The organism is Pectinatus haikarae (assembly GCF_015732185.1).
In the GTDB taxonomy this organism is placed as follows: Bacteria; Bacillota; Negativicutes; order Selenomonadales; family Selenomonadaceae; genus Pectinatus; species Pectinatus haikarae.
In genome coordinates this window covers 726188-750213 of record NZ_WIQM01000016.1, presented here as the reverse complement: position 1 = coordinate 750213, position 24026 = coordinate 726188, and the positions used below count along the sequence as shown (strand labels likewise).

Genomic DNA, 24026 nt, shown 5'->3' with positions numbered 1-24026 from the left:
AACAAAACGAAGCGATTATTTCTTATCCGCCTTATTATCCTTCTTTAAATCCTCAGGGCGGACGATCACATCATCTATCAGACCATATTCTTTTGCTTCAACAGCTGACATAAAATTGTCACGCTCTGTATCAAGTTCAATTTTAGCTTCGCTTTGACCTGTATGACGCATCAATATTTCATTGACTATCTTTCTGGCGCGCAATAATTCTCTTGCTTGGATCTGCACATCCGTAGATTGTCCCTGTGCTCCGCCAAGAGGCTGATGAATCATAATACGTGAATAAGGAAGTGCATATCTCTTGCCTTTAGCCCCCGCAGTGAGCAGCAGAGAACCCATGCTGGCTGCCTGTCCTATACAAATAGTAGAAACATCAGGTTTTATATACTGCATAGTATCGTAAATAGCCAGACCGGCAGTAACTACACCGCCCGGACTGTTCACATATAAATGTATATCCTTATCAGGATCTTCTGATTCTAAAAACAATAATTGAGCTATTACCACACTAGAAACATTATCATCAATAGGTCCACCCAAAAAAATTATACGATCCTTCAGCAAACGTGAATAAATATCATAAGCACGTTCACCACGGCTTGATTGTTCCACAACCATTGGCACATAATTCATATGATAAATCACTCCTCCCTTTTCGGAGAATTATACAACTATTTTGCTAAGTTGTCTATAATAAGTTGCGCCGCCTTTTTACGGCCTATTGTTTCATAAAGATTAGCAACATAACCGTTCTTTGCGACTATCTTTCTTACTTCCTTAGGAGTGGTGCCATAACGAACAGCCATAGCAGCTATTTCAGCATCGACTTCTTCAGTATTAACCTTGAGTTCTTCAGTCTGAGCAACCTTTTCCAAAACAAGGTCTGTTTTAACAGCATCAACTGCACTTTGACGATATGTTTCACGAAGTTTAGCCATATCTGTATTACTGTATTTGAGATACTGTTCCATGTTCATGCTGTGGCTTTCAAGACTGGCCGAAAGTTCATTCAGCATATTGTCAACACGATTATCAATCATAACATCGGGAATATCAACCTTAGCATTGTCAGATACTTTCTTCAGCGCTTGATTTCGTAATTCCCCTTCGGCACGTGTCTGTGCCGCTTTGAGCAGATTTTCATGCAGATTTTTTTTCAAATCTTCAAGATCTTTATATGACGTTGATTTCTTCACAAATTCATCGTCTAATTCAGGCAGTTCCTGAATTTTAATACTGTTTACTTTGCAGGAAAAAACTGCATCTTTCCCTGCCAGAGATGCTTCATGATAATCATCAGGAAACTTTACTGTGACATCTTTTTCTTCACCGATTTTTACACCGATCAATTGTTCTTCAAACCCTGGAATGAATTGTCCTGAACCGACCTGCAGCGGATAATCTTTTGCTTCGCCGCCTTCAAAAGCAGTACCATCAACTTTTCCAAGAAAATCAAGAGTAATGAAGTTGTCTTTTTCAACAACAGCATCTTCCTGAGCATCTATCATTTTTGCATGATGACTGCGCATATTTTTAATTTGTTCTTCAATTTCTTCTTCAGCTACTTCAGCTTTCGGTAATTCAATTGCAATCCCTTTATATTCGCCGAGAGTAACTTCCGGCTTTGGTGTGACAGTAGCTTTAAAAACAACATTGCTGCCTTCTTCTAATGTAACTATTTCTATCTGAGGACGGTCCACGGGTTCAATTTTTTCTTCAATAAATGCATCGTTGAGAGTCTTTGGTGCAAGAAGTTCAAAAGCTTCATCCAAAATAGCCTGTCTGCCCAAATTCTGAACGAGAATCTGCTTAGGTGCATGGCCTTTTCGGAAACCAGGTATATTGACGCGGTTTGCTAACTGTTTGCAGGCAGCTTTGACCGATTTTGCGAATTCATCTGCCGGTGCCTCTATAGTTAGAACCAATTTCTGGCTGTCTGCTTTTTCTGTACTGACTTTCATCGTGTAAAATAACCTCCTAAAATTATAATGTATCACGCCGCTGTATTCATTCCATAACAAGCCGTAATACACCTAATATACTATAAGAATAATAACATAAACAATATACAAATACAAGCCTTACACAACCATTAGGGGTTTTGCGGCTTTGCTCCACATATAACAAAAAATCCCGGCAAAAAGCCGGGGATGAATTCTTATGGAGCGGAAAACGAGGCTCGAACTCGCGACCCCCACCTTGGCAAGGTGGTGCTCTACCACTGAGCTACTTCCGCAATTATGGAGCGGGAGACGAGGCTCGAACTCGCGACCCCCACCTTGGCAAGGTGGTGCTCTACCGCTGAGCTACTCCCGCATATTATGGAGCGGAAAACGAGGCTCGAACTCGCGACCCCCACCTTGGCAAGGTGGTGCTCTACCACTGAGCTACTTCCGCAATTGCTGCAATCACAGCAACGGATATTATTATACATGAAAAAAATTAAAAGTCAATAGAAAAATTAATATTTTTCCTCATTTATTTATGCTATAATGGTAGCAATCTAAAAATAAGGATGTGACATTCTCGTGGATATTCCCGAGACCAATTTATTACTGATTCTGATCTTTGTTCTTCTTTTCTGCAATAGTTTTCTGATTCTTCTGCGTACTGCACTTGTCGAAGCACATAAGAATCAACTTGACAAAACAATTGCAAACAACGATCACCGCTTTGAAAAAGCCTGCAATCTTATTGATGATCCCGATGAGGTGGTATCAGGCTTGATCATATGTTCCAATGTCTGCCATTTTGCTATTGGACTGTCCGTCGGAATGATAATTATTCCTTATCTTTATTTTTTCCTGCAGAAAACGGTTCCCTTCGTACCATATATATATGAAATCACTTTTATTTTCTCCATACTATTTTCCCTGCTTTTAAGTATTTTACTGGGTACTCTTTTACCAAAAAAAATTGCCCAGATACGCCCTGAATACTACCTCGTAAAATATACGGGCTTCTTCTTTGCCTTTCACCGTGTTACAAGGCCGATCATAAATATGCTTTCTCACACAGCAAACATGATATTAATGATAACCGGCACCAATCCACCGGATAATGAAAGCGTTACTGAAGATGAAGTAAAAGATCTTATTGAAAGGGCGACTGAAGAAGGTACGCTGGAAAAAGCCGAGCAGGATATGGTCGACAGCATATTCCATATGAGTGATCAAACTGCATACTCTCTCATGACTCCGCGCACACAGATAAACTGGCTTGATATTAAAGACAGTATGTCTGTAAACATGCAGATTATCAAGGATACTTCTGACGATATATTTCTAATAGGTGAAGACAATCTGGATAATCTCATAGGCATTATTTATGCGAAAGATATATTGCGTGCCGCCATTGATAACGATTTAAATGATCTCGAAAAATTTATAAAAAAACCCATATTTATCCCCCGTTCCATGGAAACTTTCCGCGTACTGGAAAAATTTCGTCAAAATAATGTCAATGAAGCAGTCGTTGCTGATGAATACGGCGGCGTTCTGGGTCTCATAACCTTAAAAGACATTATTGAAGAAATAATCGGCGATATATCTTATCCCAAAGAAGATGATTCTTCGCAGATAGTACAGCGTGATGAAAATTCCTGGTATGTGGACGGTCTTTATGATATCGACGATTTCAAAGAAAAATTTGATCTTGACGAATTGCCAGGCGAAGAACGTGCCCATTACCAGACAATTGGGGGCTTTTTATTATCCTATTTTGGCTATATCCCTAAAACAGCTGAATATAAAATATGGAACAATCTGCGTTTTGAAGTTGCTGATATGGATCGTAATCGTGTTGATAAAATTTTAGTAACAAAATTATTTATTGGTAAATAGTTTTATAAGGAATGAAAAAGCCGAAGCTGGGATGCTTCGGCTTTTTCATTTCTCGGCCATTAGGCCACCATTATTTCATAATACTGCGAACAATAATGGCAAGTTTCTGAACTGCCTCCGCAAATTCGCAGCAATTTAGGTAGGAATACGATATTCGCAGTGAATTATTGGGGCGAAAATCATAAATATTCCCGGGATTTAACAGAATTTTTTCCTTGGCAGCGGAAAAAAACAATTTTTCCGAAGAAATTTTTTTACTGAATGTCAGCCATATATAAAAGCCTCCCTTAGGTATATACCATGATGCAATATCCGAAAAATTTTTTTCCAATATCATCAAGGCACTGTCTCTGCGAAGCAAAAGCTCTTTTCTGAGCGCTGCCAGATGCTTATCATAAAATCCACTTGTCAAAAACTCTGAGAAAACCAGCTGGGAAAGGGAACTTGTTCCATAATCCATCTGCATTTTTGCATCACTAAGTCTTTGTATAATAGGTTCTGATGCTATAAGCCAGCCGACACGCAGTCCCGGAGCCAACGTCTTCGAAGCGGTTCCTAAATAAATGACTATACCGTTTTTATCAATAGCTTTCAAGGACGGCACTGCTTCCTCGAAACACAATTCTTCATAGGCAGCATCTTCTATTATAGGAATCTGCTTTTTCACGCAAAAATCCATCAAATCCTTTCGTCTGTCCAAAGTCATTGTTATTCCTGTAGGATTATGATTAGTAGGTATAGTATATAAAAATGACATATTTTCCTGTTTCATATTTCCGGCTGCCGGCGGGATTTTCCAAAGCTTCATGCCTTTTTTATCCATGCCTATACCTTTGAGTGTAATATCCGCAGATTGAAATATCCGCAGTGATTGGAGATAACTCGGAGCTTCTACGTATACAACAGATTTTTTCTTTATCAGGCATACTGATATCAGTTGAAGAGCCTGCAATGAACCTGAAGTGATCAATATTCTGGACGGAGAAACTGCTATGCCCCTGCGGCCCATTCGCTCAGCAATTGCCATGCGCAGTTTCTCCGAACCAGATGCTTCCAAATAATTGAAAACCGTATTTTTTTTGCTGAGTTGCGCTAAAATTTTACGCCAAAGAGCATGAGGGAACAATCGCGGATCAGTTTCTCCCGTACTAAGACGCAGAATATCCGGTTCAAATTCCAGCCGATTGATCATTTGTAAAATATGTTTATTGGCTTTAAATGTCCCTGAGTTGATATATTTTCCCCAGTCAAGTGATTTGGGTAAGATAAGTGACCACGTATCACCGCTGATTTGTGTACCCGCTTTTCTGCTGCCCTTTAAAATCCCATAAGAAGCAAGTTCCTCCATTGCGGTTACGACAGTACTGCGATTGACCCCGAATAGTTCTGCCAGCCGTCTTTGAGATGGAAGCTGTGTGCCTGCGGTCCATTCACCGCTCGATATTTTATCACAGACAAATGCTGTTATTTGTTTATAAACAGGAACAGGGCTGCTTTTGTCAGGGCACCAATTTATTTGTACTGGGAGACCATTTTTATTCATATACTGATTCCTTTTTATGGTTGGTTTTAATACAATTTTTTGGTTGGATACATACGAATAAAATTATTTTATAATTTATAAAATACAAATACATTTTATATTATAGCATTTATTTTTGGTTGGGAAAGGAATATTATATGCTCTATTATCTTCAGGGAATATTGATCGGCATAGCTTATACAGCTCCCATAGGTATGCAGAATCTTTTTGTGATAAATACCGCACTTACCCATGACAGAAATCAAGCTCTGCAAATTGCCCTCATCATAGTTTTCTTTGATATGACATTGTCCCTGTCCTGTTTTTGGGGGATAGGAATTCTTCTGGAATATTCACCCCTTTTAAAATCAATTTTAATTGGGGCCGGCAGCATTTTTCTTTTACATATAGGTATCAATTTAATCAAAATGAAAACTACAGCTGCAAAGTCTGCATCGTCCAAAACATCAATGCGCAAAATTATCTCTACTGCCTGTTTTGTCACCTGGTTCAATCCGCAGGCCATTTTGGACGGTACTTTGATGCTTGGCAGTTTTCACGCAGTTTTAGATGCTGATGCTGCCGTTTTATTTATATTCGGCATTATTTCTGCATCCTTTTTTTGGTTTACAGGCCTTACTGTTTTTACAGGAAAATTCAGCAATAAAATAAATGCCTGTTCTCTGACAAAAATAAACAGATGCTGCGGTGTAATTATTATACTTTATGCTGTGAAGTTGATTTCAGAGATAAATTTTACATTTATCTGATTTATCCCAGCCACATAAGTTTTATAAAGTATCTATCGGATAAAAATAACCGCCTAGTTTGAGTTAATGATGCATAAGCTCAATCCTGGCGGTTATTTGCAGCAACTAGTTTTTACAATCCCGCATATTTTAAAGCTGCCGCTACAAAATCGCGGAACAAAGGATGCGGTCTGTTAGGTCTGGATTTTAATTCAGGATGAAACTGAGAAGCTACAAACCATGGATGATCCCTTACTTCTACAATTTCGACCAAACTGTCATCAGGCAAAGTCCCTGCTACGATCATCCCATTGTCAATCAATTTTTGACGAAATTTATTATTTAATTCATAGCGATGACGATGCCGTTCATTAGTAAGAGTTTCTCCGTATGCCTTCATTGCATGTGTTCCTTCCGTCAGCCTGCATGGATAAGAACCAAGACGCATTGTTCCACCCATATCTTCTACATCCAGCTGCGACTGCATCAGGTCAATAACGGGATACGCAGTTTCCTTGTTGAACTCCGTACTATGCGCATCAGCCATCTTGCAGACATTGCGGGCAAATTCAATAACAGAACACTGCATTCCAAGACAAAGTCCGAGAAAAGGTATCTTATTTTCACGGGCGTATTTTATAGATGCTATTTTTCCTTCAACCCCGCGGTCACCAAATCCCCCCGGAACTAATATTCCCCTGCAGCCTGTGAATACCTCATCAAGTTCCGGATTTTCCGTTTCAATTTTTTCTGCATTTATCCAAACTATTTTCACGTCTGTTTCGTTTGCTATTCCTGCATGATGAAGAGCTTCTGTAACTGATATATAGGCATCCGGCAATTCTACATATTTACCGACGACTGCAATCTTTATCCGCTGCTTAGGATTTTTTATTTTATATACCATGCGCTCCCATTCATCCATGTTAGCAGGGCTGTAATCCATATTAAGCTTTTGCAGAACTATCCTGTCAAGTCCCTCTTTCTGCATAATAAGAGGAACCTCATAGATGGTCGATGCCGTGGGATTTTCTATAACAGCATCTACATCAACGTCACAAAAAAGTGCCAGTTTCTTTTTCATATCGGAAGAAATAGATTTTTCTGTGCGGCACACAAGAATATCCGGCTGAATGCCAATGCTTCTCAGCTCTTTGACACTATGCTGAGTCGGTTTTGTTTTCAATTCACCTGCAGCCATAATATAAGGAACTAATGTTACATGAATATATAAGGCATCATTTTTGCCTACTTCCTTTTTCACCTGACGAATTGCTTCCAAAAATGGCTGACTTTCAATATCACCAACAGTCCCGCCTATTTCAGTAATAACGACATCGGCACCGTCTGATGCCGCAACGTCATAAACGCGCTGTTTAATTTCATTTGTTATATGGGGAATCACCTGTACGGTACTGCCAAGATAATCACCGCGGCGTTCTTTGGAAAGTACTGACCAATAAATTTTCCCTGTAGTTACATTGGATCCCTTAGTCAGATTGATATCGATAAACCTTTCATAGTGGCCAAGATCGAGATCAGTTTCCGCACCGTCATCTGTAACGAATACTTCACCATGCTGATATGGGCTCATTGTGCCCGGATCAATGTTTATATACGGATCAAATTTCTGAATGGTAACTTTTATGCCCCGGCTTTTCAGCAGACGCCCCAAAGAGGCAGCTGTGATCCCCTTTCCCAAAGACGACACTACCCCGCCAGTAACAAAAATATACTTTGCCATTTTTTTCCTCCATTATATTATCGCATTTTTGATATCACTCACTGCCTGCTGTCCCCTTCCGGAACGCAGTGCAATGTATAATTGCCTCTCTAATTGATTAATTAGCACTTTCCTGTATATCTTCAAGCAATTTCATACGGCGCTGAGTATTATTTTTTCCCTTACCGCCAGATGCAGAAGAGCCTGAAGACGCACTTTTAGTATCCTGCGGCAGCCATTCTGTCAGTTTCCACATGCCTTTGCCAACATGACGGAACCTGCTGTCCATATTGATCAATGTGTATACTTCCGAAATTGCCGCCGGCAATGACTGAATAGGTTTATTTTTTGTTTCTATTACTTTCATGATAAGTTCTTTGTAAAACATCGCATCACCCAGCTCGGTCAAAATATGATATGCCAAATCCGGATCTGTTCCATTGGTGAAATTCATTAATATCTTCCTCTCAAAATTATGTTGTTTTTATTACATCTTTTCCGGGGAGCTGACCCCCAAAATATCAAGCGCATGATGAATAATATTTTTCGCCGCTCCGCACAAAGCCAGCCGTGATTGCGCCAAAGGTGCATCAACCCCGATTATGCGGCATTTATTATAAAAACTGTGAAAATCAGCAGCAAAATCATGCAAAAAATTGGCTATACGATGCGGTGCATAATCTCTTGCCGCTAATTGTATCTCATCAGGATAGGCCATTATTTTTTTAATAAGCGCAGTTTCTGTTTCATCCGTCAGCAAATCCAAACGAACATTGTTTTCCTGTACTATTCCCGCTTCTGCTGTCTGCCGGAAAATACTGCATATGCGCGCATATGCATACTGAATGTAATAAACGGGATTTTCATTAGACTCGGATTTTGCCAGATCAAGATCAAAATCCAATTGACTGTCCAATGATCTCATTATAAAAAAATATCTGGCAGCATCAGTACCGACCTCTTCAATAAGCTCTGCCAAGGTAACGCTCTGCCCTGTTCTCTTAGACATTTTTACGAGTTCACCATTACGGTAAAGACTCACCATCTGCAACAAAAGCACTTCAAGTTTCGACGAATCAAAACCCAGAGCATCCATTGCCGCCTTTACTCTGCAAACATAGCCGTGGTGATCTGCCCCCCATATATTTATCAGCCTGTCAAAACCCCGCTCATATTTATCTTTATGATAAGCAATATCCGCCGCCAGATAAGTCGGTACACCATTGTCGCGAATGACTACACGATCCTTATCATCACCATAATCTGTGGATCTGAGCCACTTGGCCCCATCTTTTTCATACATGGCTTTATTTTTAAGCAATACATTGCACGCGCTTTTTACAGCTTCCGGATGAAGAGTCCGCTCACTGAACCAAACATCAAAATGAACATTGAATGAATCCAGATCCTCTTTCAATGCCTCAAGTTTCTCTTTGAGAGCAACTTCTTTGAAGAGAATAATGCGCTCAATGTCTGGCAAAGCAAGATATTCGCTGCCGGATTTATCAATTATACGCTGAGCAGTTTCTATAATATCATGTCCGTGATATCCGTTTTCGGGGAACTCCGACGCTTTGCCAAGCAGCTCAAGATATCTGGCATTTACCGAAGCTGCAAGATTATCAATCTGATTTCCGGCATCATTGATATAATATTCACTTTCCACCTGATAACCGGCGGCTCTTAAAAGATTTACTAAAGCGCTGCCAAAAGCTGCTCCGCGCCCGTGTCCCACATGAAGCGGTCCTGTTGGATTAGCGCTGACATATTCCACTTGAATTTTAATGCCATTATCAGATAGATCGCCATACTTGTCCTTTTTTTCGATAATATCTGCCAATTCTTTATAAATAATATCCGGCTTCAAATAAAAATTGATAAAACCAGGACCCGCTATCTCTGTTTTTGCAAGATATTCAGGACCTATCTGTTTTATCAATTCCTCTGCAATCCTTTTAGGTGCCATATGGAATACGCGCGCCGACTGCATTGCAAAATTCGTGGCGAAATCACCATACTCTTTTTGCGGCGGCACCTCAAGCTTTATTTCAGGTATGTCGGCCTGTGGAAAAATGCCGTCGTCAATGTTTTTCTTTACAGCTTTTTTGACTTCTCCTATAACCAGTTCTTGGATATTCAACAATCCATCCTCCCTAAAATCAATTTAAATATTTGCTCGTTTTATCTGCTGCTGTAATTTCGATATGAAGTTCATTGTCACTTTGCCATTTGCCATCTATTGCCATTTCATAAAAAACGTGTATGCTGCTGGATATGAAGCCCTTATCTATGTCCAGTTTTTTTGTATGTACGGATATCTTTATTTCCCCATAAGGAGTTTTATAGCGGCTGGCGCTTTTTAACCCACTCGAAAAAAACTGCTCATGTTCTATCTTCCCTTTGCGTACAAGTCTTATAGAATCATCAGCAATCTTCAAAAGAGTTTTTGTGCCCTGCATGCCGCTTGAACTGACTTCATCATACAACACATAACTCATTCCGTTTTTGTGGTAGCATTGACCTTCAGAAACAAACTCTAAATTTGTTATCTCTCCCAATGCATCAGTTTGCGACCCCTCCACTTTTAAAATAACTCTCTCCATTTCGGCTCCTTCTTGCAAACATATAAAGCTATTATAGCGTAATGGAACACAATTGCCAATAACTAATTATTAAAATCGGCTCAATTAATGTCCTGCCAATAAAAAAGCCAATGCTTCAGCAGCATCAGCTTAATATTATTTTTGACCGCAAGGTCAATTATTTTATTTCCGCATTATATTTATTTATCATTTTTACAGGCCGATAGGATTCCTTTGCCTTTCTCAGACCTTCTATCCCCATATCTTCTTCTCTGTTTATAAATTTCATATTCTTCCATTCATTCAAAACAAAAGCCTGATTAATGAAAGTGTAAGCGCCGTTAATATCGGGATCTGCTTTTTCCACGTGGATAACGGCCGTATCCGTATTGAGCTGCTCACCGAACGTAAAAGCGATAATACGCCCATTATTAATAACGGCTCCGCCTTTTAACGAAAGATCGGCAAAATTATTCAAAACCTCAATTATAGCATCCCGCTCAGCTGCTATGAAAGGATCATCCGGCATATCCTGACTGCGGTTTTTATACCAGCCGTTCACAGTAAGTTTACATAATGTTATTACCTCATCAGTAATAGGAATATATTCGGCGTTCGGATAATTCTTGCGAAAATTATTCAAATGATTCTTTTTGGAATGAAATTTTCTTCCCTTTAATTCGATTAAATCTTCGCTGCTGTATACATAATCAAAATTATCCTCATCAGCAATTATATTAAATTTGGCAGCAGAAAATTTTTCCAGTTCATCTGCCATTCGTTTTTCCAAGCCATAAAAAATAAGAGGTTTACCTATAGAAGTAAAATACTCCGACAGATTTTTTATGGCCCATTGCATTTTTTCCTGAGGCCCGAAAGGTTGAAGAGCAAACTCATCAGTTTCCCATTTTGCCTTTAAAAACAACACACCATTTTCTACACACCACTCCATATTGTATGGCTTACGCCACATAAATAAATTTGTAAATGTAAAATGCGAGTTTTCATAGTAATCTGCCTTGAAAAACGAATCAAAAACAGATTTATCTTCCTGTTTCAATTTTTGAAAATTGATAATGACGACCTCCCAAATAATACTATACAAATATCTCATTCGATTTTATTCTGAATACAGCCGATAAAGATGATTTTTTTGCGGCAACATAATTAATACTCCAATAGTATATAATGATTATTTGTTAAGTAGTATAGCAGTTATTAACAAAAAGCGCAAACCATCTATAATATACAAACAAAAAAATGCAAAGCAGATGCTTTGCATTCATTTCGACGTTGGTGGGCCCCGCAGGACTCGAACCTGCGACCAACCGGTTATGAGCCGGTGGCTCTAACCAACTGAGCTAGAGGCCCGTAAATGGCTCCTTGAGTAGGACTCGAACCTACGACCGATCGGTTAACAGCCGATTGCTCTACCAACTGAGCTATCAAGGAATATTAAATTGGCTCCTTGAGTAGGACTCGAACCTACGACCGATCGGTTAACAGCCGATTGCTCTACCAGCTGAGCTATCAAGGAATATTCGATTGGCTCCTCGAGTAGGACTCGAACCTACGACCGATCGGTTAACAGCCGATTGCTCTACCAACTGAGCTATCGAGGAATGTTGCCAACGAAGAATATTATACTCAAATCTTGTATCGCTGTCAACTGTTTTTTTGTCTTTCTTAACAAGTAATTATTAAAATATCAATAACACAGTTCATTTTTATTTTTTATTTACAGTTTTTGCCCAGCTGTCACGCAGTCCAACAACACGATTAAAAACCAAATTACCCTTTGCTGAATCCTTATCAACGCAAAAATACCCCTGCCGCAAGAACTGATACTTTGTTCCCGGTGCAGCCCATGCGGCAGCCGGTTCAATTTTGCAATTTTGCAAAACCGTAAGCGAAGCCGGATTCAGCTCTTTCATAAAATCTGTCTGTTCAGCATTCTCATCATTATTCAGAAGATAATCATACAGACGAACTTCTGCATTCAGACATCCGTCAAGCGGTACCCAGTGAAGCGTTCCTTTTACTTTTCTTCCTGCTGTGGAGCCTCCCCGTTTAGAATCCGGATCATAAGTGCAATTTATCTGAATTATATTACCGTCTGCGTCTTTTACAATATCGGTGCATTTTATAATATACGCATATTTCAAACGCACTTCACCGTCCGGTTTCAGACGGAAAAACTTCTTCGGAGCACTTTCCATAAAATCGCTCCGTTCTATATAAATCTCCCGCGAAAAAGGAACATATCTGGCTGCGCTGCTGTCAGGTTTATTTTCAGCAGATAAATACTCACATTTGCCCTCCGGATAATTTGTTATTATTACCTTTATGGGATCGAGAACCGCCATTATCCTATCTGCACGTTTATTCAGGTCTTCTCGGACACAATGTTCCAGCATAGCTATATCTACAAGACTGTTGCTTTTAGCGACACCTATAAGTTCGCAAAAACTGCGGATAGATTCAGCGGTATAACCCCTGCGTCTAAAACCCGAAATAGTCGGCATGCGCGGGTCGTCCCAGCCGGATACGCAGCCGCTTTCTACCAGCTGACGCAATTTACGTTTGCTCATGACCATGTTAGTCAGATTCAAACGGGCAAATTCAATCTGCCGCGGCCTGCTGTTACTGTCAAAGCCCAGATTTTCCAAGAGCCAGTCATAAAGAGGACGATGCTCTTCAAATTCCAAAGTGCATATTGAATGAGTAACTTTTTCAATAGCATCAGATAATGGATGAGCAAAATCATACATCGGATAAATGCACCATTTATCACCGGTACGATGATGGCGCGTATGTGATATCCTGTAAATAACAGGGTCACGCATAGTTATATTGGGCGATGCCATATCGATCTTGGCGCGCAGTACCTTCTGCCCGTCAGCAAAATCTCCCTTTTTCATACGTTCGAACAAATCTATATTTTCTTCAATGCTGCGGCCGCGATAAGGACTTTCTGTTCCGGCCTCTGTCAATGTTCCACGATACTGCCGTATTTCATCCGCGGTAAGATCACACACATATGCCTTGCCGCGCTTTATCAATTCCACAGCAAAATCATATAATTTATCAAAATAATCCGATGCATAAAACATGCGGTCATCCCAGGTAAATCCCAGCCATTTGACATCTTCCTGAATAGAATCAACATACTCTACATCCTCTTTTGTCGGATTTGTATCATCGAAACGAAGATTACACTGTCCGTTGTATTTCTGTGCAGTGCCAAAATTTATGCATATTGATTTAGCATGACCGATATGCAGATAACCATTTGGTTCAGGCGGAAATCTAGTATGTATTCCATCAGCATATTTACCATTTTTCAAATCATCGTCTATAGCATTGTGAATAAAATTGGGCAAAAGGTTTACATTTTCCGGCATCAAATATCCCTCATTAAAAATTATTTTTTAAAAATTACATTAAATGAAGCAAACTATGATTATATGCAAAACAGGCATTTCATCCCTATAGTTTGTTCATTTTTCACAGCAATTCAATCTTTTGCAGCATAGTTCATTGAGTTTTTTCATCTCTATAGCAAAAAGGCTTATCCTCATATTGCAGCTTATGCATAATATATTTTTTCAGCAAAGCAAATCCTTTTTTCATATCCTCTGTCTGGGGCAGACTTTTTACTATTTCTGCTACATATCCCTGTGACACTATTTTATCCAGTGTCCATGAAAAATTCACATCATATATCCACAGCAATCGTACAAGTTTCCTGTCATTCTGCGTTCTGATCATACTGTAGTCACATTGACCGCCATTCTTAAACTGACCGATAAAGGTCTTGCTGCAGGGTTCAACATCATCTGTTGTCAAATACGGTTGAAGCACTCTGAAAATATCAAGTTTATCTGCATCTCTGATAAGTCTTGCAAAAAAGAGATAACGCCTGTCTTCTGTTGGTTCCACTTGTTTTGCATTGTGATTTTTAACAGCAAATTCAATTAAAGTCTGATCAGTTTCAGTCAATTCGCCGAGCAGTCTCTGCTCTTTCAGTATTTTCAACCCAAGCAGCGCGTGATTTTCTGACTGAGCATCGTTAAATGTTTTATATATGCTAAATTGTTTGAAACGGCCTATGTCATGAAAAAGACCTATGATTCTGGCCAATAGGGCATCATGCTCATTCATCTGCAGATGAACTGCCAGAGAATAAGCTATGGCAGCGACTTTTCTCGTATGCTCCTCCTTTATCAATATGCCTTCCTGCACATTTTTGTCCTTGCTATAAAAAGATTTTATATAACCGTTCATCCATTCTTCTTTTTTCAGGCAGTATTGCTCTAGTTCGTTAATTTTATTCATCATTATTTCCTAAAATAATAATATAAATTTTACCGATAGAATCGGTAACATCCTGCTTTACTCTGCTCAGGCTTTAATTTATCAATATATCTATATACATTATAACATATTTATGAATCAGTAAGAGACAGATGCATTTTTCCCTTTTTTAATAACTATATCCGTTAAATTATATCAAAAATCGTATATTTTTTGTAGTTCCAGGCAAAGAAACTTTCATAAACTATTTGACAATTTTATTTTCCTTGATATTACTGCAACCTTCACTTCATTAAAAACAGGTAAAAAAAAGATCGGCATAAGCCGACCTCATAGTTTACAGCAATAATTTTTTGTGTTAGACTTCTCCCTTTAGATGAGCCAATTCAGCTTGATTTTCCTGATAATACCACCGTACAGATTTACCGATGGCACACCGTATAGCATCAAGTCTTCCCTGCAAAGCCAATTTTTTTAACCTCATAGCATCAAAACCATTGATTGATAAATAACTAGCCGAAATAAACCCTCCTCTTTTCAAGACATCCCGATAGATCGCACTATCTCTTCGGTCTACTACAACTCGCCTTATCGCCATCAAATCACCTCATTAATGTTCAGCAGGTATAAAAGGCTGTCTAAATATATATTTACTATTATATAATATTTCAAATACATTGTACAGATGTAAATTGTTTATAATTTGTTAATAATCACACTCGATCATTTTAAATACTTATTTTGATTTATTTTGATTGACTTTGATTTATTGTGTGTATATAATTTAAATAAAAAGAGGAAAATCATATGCTGGCAGCGCAAAGACACAATAAAATATTGCAGCTTCTAAAGCAGAGTCATTCGGTAAGTGTTACCGAATTATCAAAAATTTTGAAAGCTTCCGAAGCAACTGTAAGACGGGATATTAATATATTGCATGGCAAAGGTGTCCTTGTGAAAATATATGGCGGTGCAATGTCTCCTGAGAGTTACTTAACAACCGAAGATAAAGTTCAGGTCAGAGAAAGTGTCAATACTGAACAGAAAATGGCTATTGCAGCTAAAGCCGCACAGTTGATAAAAATGAATGATGTTGTTTATATAGACGCCGGAACGACGACCGGACTTCTTATAAAACAGCTCAGGGAAAGAAATGCCGTATACGTCACCAATGATGCTTCTCATGCAGTGCAGCTGATGAATCGCGGTTTTGAAACAATAATAATCGGCGGCAATATGAAGGCTGTTACCTATGCTGCCGTTGGTGCTCTGGCGATAGCCAATATTCAAAGATACAATTTCACCGTTGGTTTTTTCGGCACCAACGGCATCAGCCTGGTAGCCGGTTTTACAACGCCCACTGCCGAAGAGGCCATGATAAAAGAAGCTGCTATAAAACATTGTAAAAAAGCCTATATTTTAGCGGACAGTTCGAAGTTCGGCAAAATAACACCTGTTAACTTTTCTGCTCTTGGAGCGGCTTCAATTATAACTGACAAACGCCCTGATGATACCTATGAAAAATATAAAATTATTCTGGCTGATTGATCAGACACAATAATAGTATAAAAATATTCTGTAAATTAAACAAAGGAGTTTCTCATGATATATACAGTCACATTCAATCCTTCATTAGACTATATTGTAAGACTTGATTCATTCAAAACAGGTACCATCAACCGTCTTAAATATGAAAAAATACTCTGTGGCGGCAAGGGCATAAATGTATCAATAGTACTCAAAAATCTTGGCGTCTCAAGTATCGCTTCTGGATTTACAGCAGGTTTTACCGGTGAGGAAATAGAACGGCAGATGAAAAATGAATTTAACTGCAGTTGTGATTTCATCCATTTATCAGCAGGCAACACCAGAATAAACGTAAAAATCAAAGCCGACTCAGAGACCGAAGTCAACGGCCAGGGACCGAATATACCTCAGCAATCCATTGATGCGCTTTTTGCCAAGCTGGATAAACTGCAAAATGGTGATTATCTTGTTTTAGCCGGCAGTATACCAAATACTCTTCCTAATAATATCTATGAAAGAATATTAGAGCGCCTTTATCATAAGAATGTAAATTTTGTAGTGGATGCCGAAGGAAAATTACTTCTCAATGTACTGGAATATAAACCTTTTCTGATAAAACCGAATAATCATGAATTAGGCGGTATGTTCGGCAAAACACTGACCACACCAGAAGCATTGATTGAGCATGCCAGAATATTACAGCAGCGCGGCGCACGTAATATTTTGATTTCCCGTGGCGGTGACGGAGCTATTTTGCTCACTGAAAAAGGTGATTGTATGTCCTGCGCCGCTCCCACCGGAACATTGATAAATTCTGTGGGTGCCGGTGATTCAATGGTTGCCGGTTTTTTGGCGGGCTATCTTTCATCCGCTGATTATAAAACGGCTTTCCGTATGGGAATAGCAGCCGGCTCAGCTTCTGCTTTTTCCGAAAATCTTGCGGTAATGGAAGAAGTAGATACTTTGATGAAACAAATAACTATTTAAATATAAAAAGGAGCTAGATTATGCATATTACTGATTTATTGAAAAAAGACGGGATACTGCTCAACGCCCGTCCAACAGACAAAAAAGACGCCATCAACATTCTGGTCGATCTTATGGACAGCACCGGTATTCTTGCCGATAAGGAGCTTTACAAAAAAGCTGTTTTCACCCGCGAAGAATCCGGCACCACCGGTCTGGGAGATGGTATTGCCACGCCCCATGCTAAAAGTCCCGCAGTAAAAAAAGCAGGACTCGCCGCAATGGTAGTAAAAGACGGAATAGATTTTGAATCTATGGACAATCGCCCGGCCCGTTTATTCTTTCTGATTGCCGCTCCCGATTCCGCCAATGACGAACATCTTCAGATGCTCAGTGCTTTGGCTACAATGCTGATGGACAGCGATTTTAAAGAAGCTCTCATAGCTGCCGAAACACCCGATAAATTTTTGAAGCTGATCGATGAAAAAGAAGCCGACCGTTTTTCCGCAGAAAACAGCACTGCGGACAGTATTCCTTCCGCTACAGCAGCAAAAGGAACCGCTTCTCAGTATGATATATTGGCTGTAACAGCTTGTCCTACCGGTATAGCACACACATATATGGCCGCTGAAAGCCTTGAACAGCATGCAAAAAAACGCAGCATTACCATAAAAGTAGAAACAGAAGGTTCAGGCGGCACCAAAAACGGACTTACAAGCGAAGAAATAAAAAATGCAAAATGTATTATAGTAGCCGCGGACAAAAACGTGCCAATGTCCAGATTCAACGGGCGTCCTGTTCTTATTACCAAAGTAGCAAATGGTATTAATAAAGCCGATGAACTTTTAGACAAAGCTTTGAGCGGCAATGTCCCTCTTTATCAGCACAATGCCGCAAAAAATGAAGAAGCGATTGCTGAAAATGAAACAGAAACTTTTGGGCGCCAGATTTATAAACATCTGATGAACGGTGTTTCCCATATGCTTCCTTTTGTCGTCGGCGGTGGGATTTTGATAGCTCTGGCATTTCTTGTCGATCCGTTTGATCCCGCAAATCCTTCTAATTTTGGTTCCAACACCCCGCTGGCCGCATTTTTCAAAAGTGTAGGCGGTGTATCATTTGGTTTTATGCTACCCGTTTTGTCCGGTTTCATAGCTATGAGCATAGCAGACCGCCCAGGACTTGTTGCCGGCTTCGTCGGCGGTGCTATGGCTAATTCGGGCGGTTCAGGCTTTCTTGGTGCTTTAATAGCAGGTTTTATTGCCGGTTATATAATTATTGGCCTGAAAAAAATATGTGCGGCACTTCCCCACTCTCTTGAGGGTATAAAAACTATTCTTATCTATCCGCTTTTCGGTGTCCTTCTCATGGGAATTGTCATAACCTTCATAATCAATCCACCGGTAAGCGGCATCAATTCATGGCTTATTGAAACACTGAAAAATATGGATACAAACAGCCGTGTTCTTATCGGTGCTATACTTGGCGGCATGATGTCCGTAGACATGGGCGGTCCTGTAAATAAAGCCGCATATGTAATAGGCACAGGTATGCTGGCAAGCGGAGAATACGGCATAATGGCCGCTGTTATGGCTGGTGGTATGGTACCGCCCCTGGCTATTGCCCTATGCAGTACCTTCTTCAAAAATCGCTTTACGGATAATGAACGTAAATCTGCTGTGGGCAATTACGTAATGGGGTTATCATTTATTACAGAAGGCGCTATTCCTTTCGCCGCCAGTGACCCGCTCCGCGTTATCCCGGCCTGCATAGTAGGTTCTGCTGCGGCAGGAGCTTTATCGATGGCTTTTGACTGCACTCTCAGAGCTCCGCATGGTGGTATTTTTGTTGTGCCGACCATAGGCAATCCCGTCATGTATCTCGTCGCCATCCTTATCGGTTCTTTGATCTCCATGGCTATTTTAGCAGTTCTGAAAAAACCGCTCAAATAACTTTATATATTTCTTCATACTGCAAAAATAATTAAGAGCTGCGGGCATTAACGCCTGCAGCTCTTAATTATTTTACAGCTCTATTTTACTTTTAAACCGTCTATTATTACCATCACCTTATAGTGAACATTATCGCAGAAATCTATAGGCAGACTGCTGAAAGATGCTGCCTGAAAAATAGAATGAAACATTTCCGTAACTATCCCGGCAGGTATATCATCACGAAATTCCTTATTTTCCTGCCCTTTTTTTATGATGCCGTCAAAAATATACTTAAACAGAGGAGCGGCCCCTGTTTCGTGCTCCGATTCCGGAGGTAATGCACTTTTATCGGCTGCTTTAATAAACAAGGGAAGCACAAAACGATTTTTGTCCAATACTGAAGCTGTTTGAACAACAACAGATTCTAATATTTCCGTATAAGTTTCTCGTGTTTGTGAAATAAAGGCAAAGGAAGTACGGATGTCTTCCGCCATTTGATTCAAAAGTTCTTTAAGCAAAGCTTCCTTAGATTCAAAATAATTGTAGAAAGTTCCCAAACCCAGCTTGGACTCCTTCATTATATCAGCAATGGAAGTCTCTGACAGTCCCTTTTCGGCAAATAATTTAGTGGCTGCTTCGATTATGCTTTTCTTCGACTGAATCTTTTTTGTTTCCCGTTTCGTCAATTTTTCTTTCACCATTATACTCCCTATCAATAATTCTTCTATTCCGGATTTTTCTCCCTGTCCGTTTTGAAAACATGGAAAAATTAATGTGGATATAAAATCATAAGCCGGCTTCATTTCTATAAGAGATTTATATTAAATTATTATACCGAAAAAAAACATATTTCTCAAACATTGTATTAATATGCTGTCATTTAATGCAGAATACAGCGCAGGATTTTTTCGGAGCCTCCTTTAATAAGTACATTATTGCAATACCTTAATATAAGCGTCAATAAAAGATAATCCTCAAAAATTCTTCTGAAAATAAAAATAAACCAAAACCTTATACAAAGTTTCGGTTCATTATCACAGAAAGATATGTCAGACAGCTTTCTTAATCACCTGCAGTGCAATAAAATCCACAGAAGCAAAAAGATTGATACGCTATCAAGAACTTATTGATTATTGATTCAGTTTGCTGAACGTCCTCATAAATGCATCATATATACTGTGGATATCATCTTCATTGTGTCCGGTAGAGGCAAAGCGCATAAATGTATTGTTCAATAATATAAATGCAGCATAAAAATCATCATATTGATTTATTTCTGTCAATCCTGCCAAGAGCTGAATCTGCTTGGCGCATGCATGTCCCTGGCATAAGTAAGCCAGCAGCGGCGGAAAAGACGGATCCTGTTTCTCGTCATAGAGTCTGACCGCTGCCTTAACATTGCAGACACAAGCATTAGTATACTTTTTAAACATCTTATTTTGATTAAATTCTTCTATATTGCCCATTTCCGGTCATCCGCTCCTATCAACTATCAGTTTTCAACAATTTAAAGGACCCGCCCCAATAAAGCCACGGCCTTACCAAGAATGCGGACATCACTGCAATTTCCCTGATTAAATTCCATTGGTTTGTATTTTGGGTTTTCAGCACGCAGCTGAATCATATTTCCATATTTATAAATGCGTTTCAGGGTGGCGCTGTCGTCAACAAGCACCGCTGCTATTTCTCCGTCGTTCACATCCGCTTGTTCATGAATAAAAACAATATCTCCATCATAAATTCTGGCATTTATCATACTGTCCCCGGCAACACGAAGACAAAAATCCGCTTTTACAAAATCACTGCATGGAATATATTCATCAAAATCCTGTACTGCCAGGATAGGTTTCCCGGCAGCTATACTGCCTATCAAAGGAACTTTTTTTACGCTGGCCGTATTTCCTTTTTTTTCTGATGATACAATTTTCATTCCCCAAAAATATTCTGGGGGTATATTGAGTGCAGCTGCTATCTTTAAAACATTTTTTTGCTTAGGCTCGTAGCTTCCAGACAAATATTCGCATATAGAAGATTTATTTATTCCAGTAATCCTGGACAATTTAGTCTGGCTTATTTCTGTCGCATCCATATATTCACGCAATTTCTCGGCAAAATCTGTCATAGTTTAAACCTCCATTTTTTATTTAGTATACTTAATTTGTTCGGAAAAATCAACTCAAACATCCAGTACAAAATTCATAAAGTTGAAAAACACCTTGCCAAATTTTTTGGTATGATGTATTATCGTCTTATAAAGAAAACCGAACTTTATTTTTAAGAAAACTAAAATGGAGGTATTATTTTATGAAACATTTAGGATACAGCCGCATTATAAAGGCCAGGGATTTAAGAGTATTAGCACGTTACACAGCCATAGCAGCCTGTATAGCCCCCTGCCAAAAGGGAAGGAAATATATCCCTTCAGCCTGGCAAAAAAACAAACCAGCCTGATTGCAATTTATTCAAATCCTATTATTTTTTTAACTGACGGATAAAGTACTATTTTATTTCCCTCTCTGCCAATTTTTATTTGATAGTCGATTATACCATCCTTGTACAAGTCCAGCTTTAATTTGAGCAATTCTTTATTTAAAGCATCAGTCAGATATTTATCCATATAACTATCGTCTTTTTTTGCAGCGTGAGACTTCACTGTATCTGCATCATCAAATTCTTTTGCTATATCGAACAGTGATTTTTCTTTTTTGTTTTCCTTATAGTCCTTAAACATAGCCGAATCAGATAAATTTTTTGGTATTTTTCCCATTTGAATTACCTCCTCTGTTTACATTCTGCAAAAATATTATTAGGGCTCCCGCCATTCCGGCTATTACCACAGAGCAGACCGCAAAAGCTCCCATTATCAGCAGAAAATCATTATTATTAATTACTTTGTTATAAAAATCGAGCTTCTCTCCGTCCAATCGCCCCGCCATAGGAAAATAAAAAGCTCCGGCAAAAATATTCATCAATGCAAATGAAAAAGTTTCCAGAAGCACCGGTAATTTTTTCGCCACCTGCAAAAACGCCAGCCATAAAACTATTGCTATAAAAGCCGTTCTGCTGAAAATATAAAACATCACCGCAGAAAAATCAGCAGTCAAAAGCTGCTGTGCCGTCACTCCCTCCTCCTGTTTATTTTCCTGCTCGTTTTCAACCGGATCCGTACCGGAAGACGATGCGTCCGTTTCCTTATTTTTATCACTGCTGTCATCGGCATATCTATCATCTTTCTTAGATGCAGCATCTCGTTTGATATATTTATTATCACGTATTTTATCCGGCGCAGTATTTTTCTCATTATTTTTCAGTTCTGAATTACCCTGCGCTTTTTTATTATCCTTATCTGCAGCTTTGGCATGCTCATCTATTTCATTAGCGATTTTATCGGTATCTATGCCAATGCTCTTAATTTCCGGCATTTGCGGTGACGGAACGGCAGGTACACTGGGTATATGGATAGCCGGTGTTTCCAGCTCGGGAAGACGGATCTCAGCTGAGGCCGAACTTTCTGACAGAAAAAGCAAAATGATTGCTGATACCGCCAAACTAATCGCCGCTATCCAGTTATTGCTCGTTTTCTCAAGAGAGACGTTTTTTGAAATCATCATATCCAAAACTCTTCACAATTTCTATTTGTCCGTTTTTCCTGATAACAGCTATTGAGGGCAAAGGCATTCCATTAAATGTATTATTTTTTACCATGGAATAAATAGCCATATCACAAAAAATAATTTTTTGACCGATTACCAGCGGCTTGTCGAATGAGTAGTCACCTATAACATCACCCGCAAGGCAGGTAGCCCCGCCTAATGTATACGTGTATCCCTTTTTCCCCGGCATATCACTTCCCAGTGCATCAGGACGATATGGCATCTCTATTACATCAGGCATATGACATGCAGCCGATGCATCCAAAATAGCCGTATGTTTACCATTTTCCACTATCTCAAGGATAGCTGCACTTAAGAATCCCGCATTAAGCGCTACAGCTTCCCCCGGCTCAAGATACACTTCGACATTGTATTTTGTGCGCAAATTTTTGATCAAATCAACGAGTAAATCTATATTGTACCCCTTCTTGGTAATCAAGTGACCACCGCCTAAATTCACCCATTTCATATGCTTGAGATATATGCCAAAGTCCTTTTCAACCACTGCAAGAGTCGCCTCAAGGTCTTCAGCTCCTTGTTCACATAAAGTATGAAAGTGCAGTCCGTTTATTCCCTCCAGGTATTCTCCCTCAAATTTATCGACAGTGATTCCCAGTCTGGACCCAGGCGAACATGGATCATAAATAGCATGTTCCTGAGTAGAAAAGCATGGATTAATGCGCAGTCCGCAGTCACAGCCTGCCGCCAGAGCTTCTTTGCCGAATCTTTTCCATTGAGAAAAAGAATTAAAAACTATATGATTGCATATAGAGGTTATTTCTTCAAAGCTCCTGCTGTCATATGCGGGCGAAAATATATGATTTTCACCTGCCATATACTCATGTGCCAGCTTTGCCTCATGCAATCCGCTGGAGGTACTTCCCGCCAGATATTTTGCAATAAGCGGATAAAAATAAAACATTGAAAAAGCCTTTTGGGCCAGCAATATTTTACAGCCGGCTTTTTTTTCTATTTCAGCAAGCTGTAATAAATTTTTTTCCAGCAGTTCTTCTGATATTATATAGCATGGTGTCGGTAATTTTTGTGCCGCCTCAATTATTATCTTATCCAGAACGCTCATCATCCTTTACCGAAATTTTTGTCATGGTGCAATCGAAAATATTATAAATACACTGCTGAAAGGGCATCCTTTATCACTGTTTTCGTCAGTCAATAAAAAATGCCCTGTCCAAGCTATTAAATTAACAAAA

The 24026-nt window shown here is 39.3% G+C and carries 22 protein-coding genes and 7 tRNA genes; 5 read left to right on the top strand and 24 right to left on the bottom strand.

Translation table 11 applies throughout. The features are described 5' to 3' along the window. Positions 1–15: 15 nt before the first annotated feature. From clpP to I6758_RS14195, 5 genes are all read right to left on the bottom strand, one after another. On the bottom strand, positions 16–633 hold the full coding sequence (gene clpP / locus I6758_RS14215; RefSeq protein ID WP_196605852.1) for an ATP-dependent Clp endopeptidase proteolytic subunit ClpP: 618 nt from the start codon (positions 631–633) through the stop codon (positions 16–18). Between the two features lie 38 nt (positions 634–671). After that, on the bottom strand, positions 672–1961 hold the full coding sequence (gene tig, locus I6758_RS14210) for a trigger factor (RefSeq protein ID WP_196605851.1): 1290 nt from the start codon (positions 1959–1961) through the stop codon (positions 672–674). 200 nt (positions 1962–2161) lie between these two features. After that, positions 2162–2236: transfer RNA gene (locus I6758_RS14205), tRNA-Gly, on the bottom strand. A gap of 5 nt (positions 2237–2241) precedes the next feature. Continuing rightward, positions 2242–2316: transfer RNA gene (locus I6758_RS14200), tRNA-Gly, on the bottom strand. A 6-nt stretch (positions 2317–2322) separates the two neighbouring features. Next, a tRNA-Gly gene (locus I6758_RS14195) sits at positions 2323–2397 on the bottom strand. 131 nt (positions 2398–2528) lie between these two features. Between I6758_RS14195 and I6758_RS14190 the strand changes: the two genes are divergently transcribed. Next, entirely contained in the window at positions 2529–3842 is a 1314-nt protein-coding gene (locus I6758_RS14190; protein WP_196605850.1) for a hemolysin family protein, read from the top strand. Between the two features lie 70 nt (positions 3843–3912). Here the strand turns inward: I6758_RS14190 and I6758_RS14185 are convergent, their stop codons facing one another. Continuing rightward, entirely contained in the window at positions 3913–5385 is a 1473-nt protein-coding gene (locus I6758_RS14185) for an aminotransferase-like domain-containing protein (RefSeq protein WP_196605849.1), read from the bottom strand. Between the two features lie 119 nt (positions 5386–5504). On the opposite strand from I6758_RS14185, the gene I6758_RS14180 reads away from it, so the two are divergent. Continuing rightward, positions 5505–6134: a LysE/ArgO family amino acid transporter gene (locus tag I6758_RS14180; RefSeq protein ID WP_196605848.1), complete on the top strand. Its 630-nt coding sequence runs from the start codon at positions 5505–5507 to the stop codon at positions 6132–6134. Between the two features lie 112 nt (positions 6135–6246). Here the strand turns inward: I6758_RS14180 and I6758_RS14175 are convergent, their stop codons facing one another. From I6758_RS14175 to I6758_RS14120, 12 genes are all read right to left on the bottom strand, one after another. Beyond that, positions 6247–7857: a CTP synthase gene (locus tag I6758_RS14175; protein WP_196605847.1), complete on the bottom strand. Its 1611-nt coding sequence runs from the start codon at positions 7855–7857 to the stop codon at positions 6247–6249. Positions 7858–7954: 97 nt separating this feature from the next. Continuing rightward, on the bottom strand, positions 7955–8290 hold the full coding sequence (gene rpoE, locus I6758_RS14170) for a DNA-directed RNA polymerase subunit delta (RefSeq protein ID WP_196605846.1): 336 nt from the start codon (positions 8288–8290) through the stop codon (positions 7955–7957). A gap of 33 nt (positions 8291–8323) precedes the next feature. Then, positions 8324–9976, bottom strand: a complete 1653-nt coding sequence (gene argS / locus I6758_RS14165; protein ID WP_196605845.1) for an arginine--tRNA ligase — start codon at positions 9974–9976, stop codon at positions 8324–8326. A gap of 19 nt (positions 9977–9995) precedes the next feature. Next, positions 9996–10439 (bottom strand): DUF1934 domain-containing protein, encoded by a 444-nt coding sequence (locus I6758_RS14160; protein WP_196605844.1) that lies wholly within the window; start codon positions 10437–10439, stop codon positions 9996–9998. 157 nt (positions 10440–10596) lie between these two features. Then, on the bottom strand, positions 10597–11532 hold the full coding sequence (locus tag I6758_RS14155) for a DUF2156 domain-containing protein (protein WP_196605843.1): 936 nt from the start codon (positions 11530–11532) through the stop codon (positions 10597–10599). A 180-nt stretch (positions 11533–11712) separates the two neighbouring features. Further along, positions 11713–11789, bottom strand: a tRNA-Ile gene (locus tag I6758_RS14150). 5 nt (positions 11790–11794) lie between these two features. Continuing rightward, positions 11795–11870: transfer RNA gene (locus tag I6758_RS14145), tRNA-Asn, on the bottom strand. Positions 11871–11879: 9 nt separating this feature from the next. After that, positions 11880–11955, bottom strand: a tRNA-Asn gene (locus tag I6758_RS14140). 9 nt (positions 11956–11964) lie between these two features. Then, positions 11965–12040 (bottom strand) — tRNA-Asn (locus tag I6758_RS14135). 105 nt (positions 12041–12145) lie between these two features. Next, on the bottom strand, positions 12146–13822 hold the full coding sequence (locus I6758_RS14130; protein ID WP_196605842.1) for a glutamine--tRNA ligase/YqeY domain fusion protein: 1677 nt from the start codon (positions 13820–13822) through the stop codon (positions 12146–12148). Positions 13823–13955: 133 nt separating this feature from the next. Beyond that, the gene (locus I6758_RS14125) at positions 13956–14756 is read right to left on the bottom strand and encodes an HD domain-containing protein (protein WP_231038688.1); all 801 of its coding nucleotides are present in this window, start codon (positions 14754–14756) and stop codon (positions 13956–13958) included. 337 nt (positions 14757–15093) lie between these two features. Next, positions 15094–15333, bottom strand: coding sequence for a hypothetical protein (locus I6758_RS14120; protein ID WP_196605840.1), 240 nt, complete (start codon positions 15331–15333; stop codon positions 15094–15096). A gap of 209 nt (positions 15334–15542) precedes the next feature. Between I6758_RS14120 and I6758_RS14115 the strand changes: the two genes are divergently transcribed. From I6758_RS14115 to I6758_RS14105, 3 genes are read left to right on the top strand one after another with little or no spacing between them, the layout of a single operon-like run. Continuing rightward, positions 15543–16283, top strand: coding sequence for a DeoR/GlpR family DNA-binding transcription regulator (locus I6758_RS14115; RefSeq protein ID WP_196605839.1), 741 nt, complete (start codon positions 15543–15545; stop codon positions 16281–16283). Between the two features lie 54 nt (positions 16284–16337). Beyond that, on the top strand, positions 16338–17249 hold the full coding sequence (gene pfkB, locus I6758_RS14110) for a 1-phosphofructokinase (RefSeq protein ID WP_196605838.1): 912 nt from the start codon (positions 16338–16340) through the stop codon (positions 17247–17249). A gap of 20 nt (positions 17250–17269) precedes the next feature. Next, positions 17270–19180 carry a PTS fructose transporter subunit IIABC gene (locus tag I6758_RS14105; protein ID WP_196605837.1) on the top strand — a complete coding sequence of 637 codons (1911 nt, stop codon included), beginning with the start codon at positions 17270–17272 and terminating at the stop codon, positions 19178–19180. 80 nt (positions 19181–19260) lie between these two features. On the opposite strand, the gene I6758_RS14100 is transcribed toward I6758_RS14105, so the two are convergent. From I6758_RS14100 to nspC, 6 genes are all read right to left on the bottom strand, one after another. Further along, positions 19261–19863 carry a TetR/AcrR family transcriptional regulator gene (locus I6758_RS14100; protein WP_231038687.1) on the bottom strand — a complete coding sequence of 201 codons (603 nt, stop codon included), beginning with the start codon at positions 19861–19863 and terminating at the stop codon, positions 19261–19263. A 429-nt stretch (positions 19864–20292) separates the two neighbouring features. Further along, entirely contained in the window at positions 20293–20628 is a 336-nt protein-coding gene (locus I6758_RS14095) for a hypothetical protein (RefSeq protein WP_196605835.1), read from the bottom strand. Positions 20629–20669: 41 nt separating this feature from the next. Beyond that, positions 20670–21284 (bottom strand): transcriptional repressor LexA, encoded by a 615-nt coding sequence (gene lexA / locus I6758_RS14090; protein WP_196605834.1) that lies wholly within the window; start codon positions 21282–21284, stop codon positions 20670–20672. A 336-nt stretch (positions 21285–21620) separates the two neighbouring features. Further along, on the bottom strand, positions 21621–21929 hold the full coding sequence (locus I6758_RS14085; protein ID WP_196605833.1) for a hypothetical protein: 309 nt from the start codon (positions 21927–21929) through the stop codon (positions 21621–21623). Continuing rightward, positions 21901–22773, bottom strand: a complete 873-nt coding sequence (locus I6758_RS14080) for a hypothetical protein (protein WP_196605832.1) — start codon at positions 22771–22773, stop codon at positions 21901–21903. Before I6758_RS14080 ends, I6758_RS14085 begins: the two co-directional genes overlap by 29 nt. Continuing rightward, the gene (gene nspC / locus I6758_RS14075) at positions 22745–23896 is read right to left on the bottom strand and encodes a carboxynorspermidine decarboxylase (RefSeq protein ID WP_196605831.1); all 1152 of its coding nucleotides are present in this window, start codon (positions 23894–23896) and stop codon (positions 22745–22747) included. The genes I6758_RS14080 and nspC overlap by 29 nt, the downstream gene beginning before the upstream one ends. Positions 23897–24026: the final 130 nt, after the last annotated feature.